Source organism: Alcanivorax sp., from assembly GCF_014762765.1.
In the GTDB taxonomy this organism is placed as follows: Bacteria; Pseudomonadota; Gammaproteobacteria; order Pseudomonadales; family Alcanivoracaceae; genus Alcanivorax.
The window spans coordinates 1-4,270 of sequence record NZ_JABURH010000021.1; the positions used below are offsets into that span (position 1 = coordinate 1).

At 60.4% G+C, this 4,270-nt stretch carries 5 protein-coding genes; all 5 read left to right on the top strand.

The annotated features are described in order from the left end of the window. Positions 1–5 precede the first annotated feature (5 nt). The 5 genes from radC to HUJ17_RS00840 all read left to right on the top strand — a co-directional run bounded on the left by radC (position 6) and on the right by HUJ17_RS00840 (position 4,125). The gene (radC, locus tag HUJ17_RS00820; protein ID WP_290508928.1) at positions 6–494 is read left to right on the top strand and encodes a DNA repair protein RadC; all 489 of its coding nucleotides are present in this window, start codon (positions 6–8) and stop codon (positions 492–494) included. A gap of 97 nt (positions 495–591) precedes the next feature. Further along, entirely contained in the window at positions 592–1,560 is a 969-nt protein-coding gene (locus HUJ17_RS00825) for a DUF932 domain-containing protein (RefSeq protein WP_290508924.1), read from the top strand. An 84-nt stretch (positions 1,561–1,644) separates the two neighbouring features. Next, the gene (locus tag HUJ17_RS00830; protein ID WP_290508925.1) at positions 1,645–2,145 is read left to right on the top strand and encodes a hypothetical protein; all 501 of its coding nucleotides are present in this window, start codon (positions 1,645–1,647) and stop codon (positions 2,143–2,145) included. Further along, entirely contained in the window at positions 2,142–3,149 is a 1,008-nt protein-coding gene (locus tag HUJ17_RS00835; protein ID WP_290508926.1) for a lambda-exonuclease family protein, read from the top strand. Before HUJ17_RS00830 ends, HUJ17_RS00835 begins: the two co-directional genes overlap by 4 nt. A gap of 94 nt (positions 3,150–3,243) precedes the next feature. Further along, positions 3,244–4,125, top strand: coding sequence for a hydrolase or metal-binding protein (locus HUJ17_RS00840; protein ID WP_290508927.1), 882 nt, complete (start codon positions 3,244–3,246; stop codon positions 4,123–4,125). Positions 4,126–4,270 lie beyond the last annotated feature (145 nt).

A 4,270-nucleotide genomic window follows, 5' to 3' on the forward strand; every position in this document is an offset into this window, starting at 1 on the left:
TGGATATTCCCACTTTCGTAAAGAACGAGCAGGGCCTGTACCACGTACAGGGCTGCGTTAAGCCTGAGGAGATTGTCAGTACGGCGGCCACCATTCTGCTGGATGAGCTGACCGGTCGGGAGGCACTCACCTCCCCCACTGATGTCGCCCAGTTCCTGCAGATGGCCCTGGCCCAGGAGAAGAACGAGGTCTTTGCCGCTATCTTCCTCAACAACAAGCACAAGGTGCTCAGTTTCGAGCCCTTGTTCAACGGCACCATTGATGGAGCGGCGGTGTATCCCCGTGTGGTGGTGCAGCAGGCTCTGGCCTGCAATGCCGCTGCCGTGATCTTCGCCCATAACCACCCCTCCGGGTGCTGTGAGCCCTCCCAGGCTGATCGCACCATAACCACCCGGCTCAAGGACACTCTGGCTCTGATTGATGTGCGGGTACTGGATCACTTCGTCGTGTCCCGCTCCGAGTGGGTCAGCCTGGCCCAACGTGGCTGGCTCTGAGTTTTTCCTATTCCGCTTTCGCTCTACCCCTTACCCCCCCTCTTCTCATTTGTTAATCCGCCCGTTTCGGGCTCATCGTTATTCTTGGAGATTTACCATGGCACATCTTGTCGAAAGCATGGCCTATGCAGGCCGTACACCCTGGCACGGGCTGGGCAATCAGCTCGCTGACCAACAACCCCTCAATGTCTGGATGCAGAAAGCCGGCATGGACTGGGAGATCCGTGAAACCCCTGTCCGCTTCATTAGCAGCGAGGCCGGCGCCCTCGGCCAGATCTCGTCCTTCCCGGATCAGAAGGTGCTGTTCCGCTCAGACAATCAGGCACCTCTGTCCGTAGTGAGTAACCGCTTCAAGGTGGTTCAGCCCCGGCAGATCCTGGAGTTCTACCGGGATCTCACCGAGCGCTCCGGCTTTGAGCTGGAAACCGCTGGCGTCCTTAAAGGGGGGCGCAAGCTGTGGGCCCTGGCCCGCACCGGGCAAACGGGCTCCTTGGCAGGCAACGACCAAACCAACGGCTATGTGCTGCTGGCCACCGCCTGTGACGGCACCCTGGCCACCACTGCCCAGTTCACCAGCATCCGGGTGGTGTGCAATAACACCTTGGCGGTAGCTCTCAATGGTGCCGGCCAGGCGGTGAAGGTTCGCCACAACACCACCTTCGATGCCCAGGCCGTCAAGAAGCAGCTGGGGATCTCGGTCTCTGCATGGGATGACTTCATGTATCGCCTGAAGGCACTCAGCGAGCGGCGCATCACCCGCAAGACCGCCGAGAAAGTCATGCGCTCGGTCTTCACCGATGTGAACTACGCCTCTGGTGACATGCTGGTGAAGCCCAACGAGCAGGCTATGAAGAAGGCCATGGCGCTGTATGACGGCGCCGGTCGCGGTGCGGAACTGCCGTCTGCCAAGAACACGGCCTACGGACTGCTCAATGCAGTAACCGAGTTCGTGGACCACGAACGTCGCGCCCGCAGCACCGACAACCGGCTGGATTCCGCCTGGTTCGGCAAGGGTGCCCAGATCAAGCAGCGGGCCCTGAGCCAGACTCTGGAACTGGTGGCCTGACTGATCCCCGACTCACTCTTTTCCCTCGACTAAAGCCCGACCCGCTCTGTGCCGGTCGGGCTTTTTATTGTTTGGAGCCTGACCATGACAGAACCTAATCACGATAACCGTGTGGGCCCGGAAGCCAGATGCTCTGCGCCTCCCCTCTCCCCGCATCTGGCCGCCATTTGGGGCGCCTTTCTCCATGAAGGGGTGATGCTGAACAAGGAGCGCGGTACCCGGCTTCTGGAGATCTGGGGTAATGGCTGTATCGAACTGATCAGCACCCTGTGTGACTTCATCCCCGATATCTGGAAACAGGTGCAACCCTACTGGTACGGCCCGCAAGGGTTTCCTGGAGTGTTCGAGTACGAGGTGGTATCCATTCTAGGCGAACAGCTGGGCACCTATCTGCTCGAGAATGACGGCAATTTGCCACCCAACGCCGACATCCAACAGATGATCACCCAGCTGGTCGTCACCTTCTTCAGCCAGGGCGGCAGTCATGAGATCCCCACGGATCAGACGCCCCAGGCCCATCGGCTGATCAATCTCCATGATCGCTTTACCGAACGCCTGACCCAACTGGAAGGAGGTCACTCATGAGCACGCCCCGCGCTATCAAACCCTCATCCCGTCCAGCACTGCGTCTGGTGTCCACCAAGGGCATGAACCGGGAGCAGTGGCTCAAGGTCCGCAAGCAAGGTATCGGGGCCAGCGATGCTGCGGCGGCGGTGGGGCTCAACCCGTATCAGTCGCCCCTGGAGCTGTGGATGATCAAGACCGGGCGGGATGGGCTATTACCGGCTCCCGACCCAGACGACATCCATACCCCGTTGTACTGGGGCAACCTGCTGGAACCCAAGGTGGCGGAAGCCTATGCCAAAGCCACCGGCAACAAGGTTCGGCGGGTAAATGCCGTGCTCCAGCACCCGGATACCGACAAGTCCTGGATGCTGGCCAATCTGGATTATTCCGTTGTGGGGAATCCAGAAGTGCAAATCCTGGAGTGCAAAACCACCGGTTTCAATGGTGCCCGGCTCTGGGCCGATGGCGTACCGGAGTACATCCAGTGCCAGGTGCAGCATCAACTGGCCGTCACCGGCAAGCAGGCAGCGGACGTGGCGGTGCTGATCTGTGGGCAGGAGTTGCAGGTGCATCGCATCGAGCGGGATGAGACGGTCATTAACCAACTGATCGAACTGGAGCGGGCTTTCTGGCACTTGGTGGAAACCGACACCCCGCCCGACGCCGATGGCTCCGACTCTGCCGACCAGGCGCTGCGGGCACTCTACCCTCGCGACAATGGCGAAGCCCTGGATCTCATTGAAGACACCGCGCTCAACGGCGACTTCAGTGAGATGCTGGATATCCGGGAACGCCTAGCCCGTCTGGCCGAACGGGAAGCCCGGCTCAAGCAGCGCATCCAGCAACGCATGGGTGACGCCGCTCGGGCTTACTTCATGGATGGCCAGGTGAGCTGGAAGCGCAGCAAGGACAGTACGGTGCTCGACACTGACGCCCTGCTCAAGGCTCAGCCCGCGCTACTGCAGCAGTTCCCCAAGCATCGGGCCGGCAGCCGCCGGTTCCTGGTCAAGGCCACCACCTGATCGTTCTCGCATCACCTCACTCAATATCCCACGCCTAACAGCATAAACGCCGGGCCCTGCCCGGCGGCTGTGCTTTTTATAACAGGAGATTCCCATGATCAAAGGACTCGCCATTACGCCCCCTGTGATTGGCCGTATCAGTATTGGCCGCATGGTGGAAAAGAACGGCAAGCGTCTGCCGGAGAAAGACGACCAATTCACCATCACTACCCAGATCCAGACCCGGGAGGGCTGGCTACCGCACCCGCTGGATGAGGCGCTGCGACAGGAGGGTCAGGGCAAGAAGCTGCGCAGCATTCCTGTCACCCTGCCCTTTAATGATCCGGACCTGAATCTTCGGGCGGAGTACACCTTCTTCGAGCGCAAGAGTGGCCGCCCGCTGTGCAGTGGCGACGGTGAGAGCTGTCGACGCCGCACCGACCAGGGCCTGGAGCAACTGCCTTGCCCGTCACCCGACCTATGCGAATTCGGCGCCCACGATCTGTGCAAACCCTACGGGCGGCTGTACGTACGGATCGGGGAAGAGGATGAACTGGGCTGCTTCGTGTTTCGGACCACCGGCTACAACAGCATCCGCACCCTTACAGCCAGGTTGCGTTACTTCCATGCCATCTCTGGCGGCAACCTGGCCACCCTGCCCCTGGAATTGAAACTGCGCGGGAAGAGCACTACCCAGAGCCACCGGGCACCAATCTACTACGTGGATCTGGCACTGCGCGCTGAGCAATCCATGGAGGACGCCGTCAGCTACGCTAGAGAAACGGCCAAGGCCAGGGAAAACCAAGGCATCAACCAAGCAGAGCTGGACAAGGTGGCCCATGCCGGCCTGCTCAACACTCAGTTCGAGTACTCGGAGGAGGAAGGGTTACAGGTCGTGGAGGAGTTCGTGCCGGAAGGGTCTGCCCCACCGGGCAATGCTCAACCGCAGTCGGCACAGGGACTCAGCCAGAAGCTGGCCGGAAAAAAGGCAGGCTAATCAATCATAGCCAGCAGACCTTGGCGGCGCTTAACGGACAGGCGCCGGTAGCCCTTGAGCAGTTGGGCTTCGGCGTCATTACGTACCTGAGCGTCATACTTGGACTTCAGCTCTGAGGCACCCTCAACCTGATCGCCGCAGATCA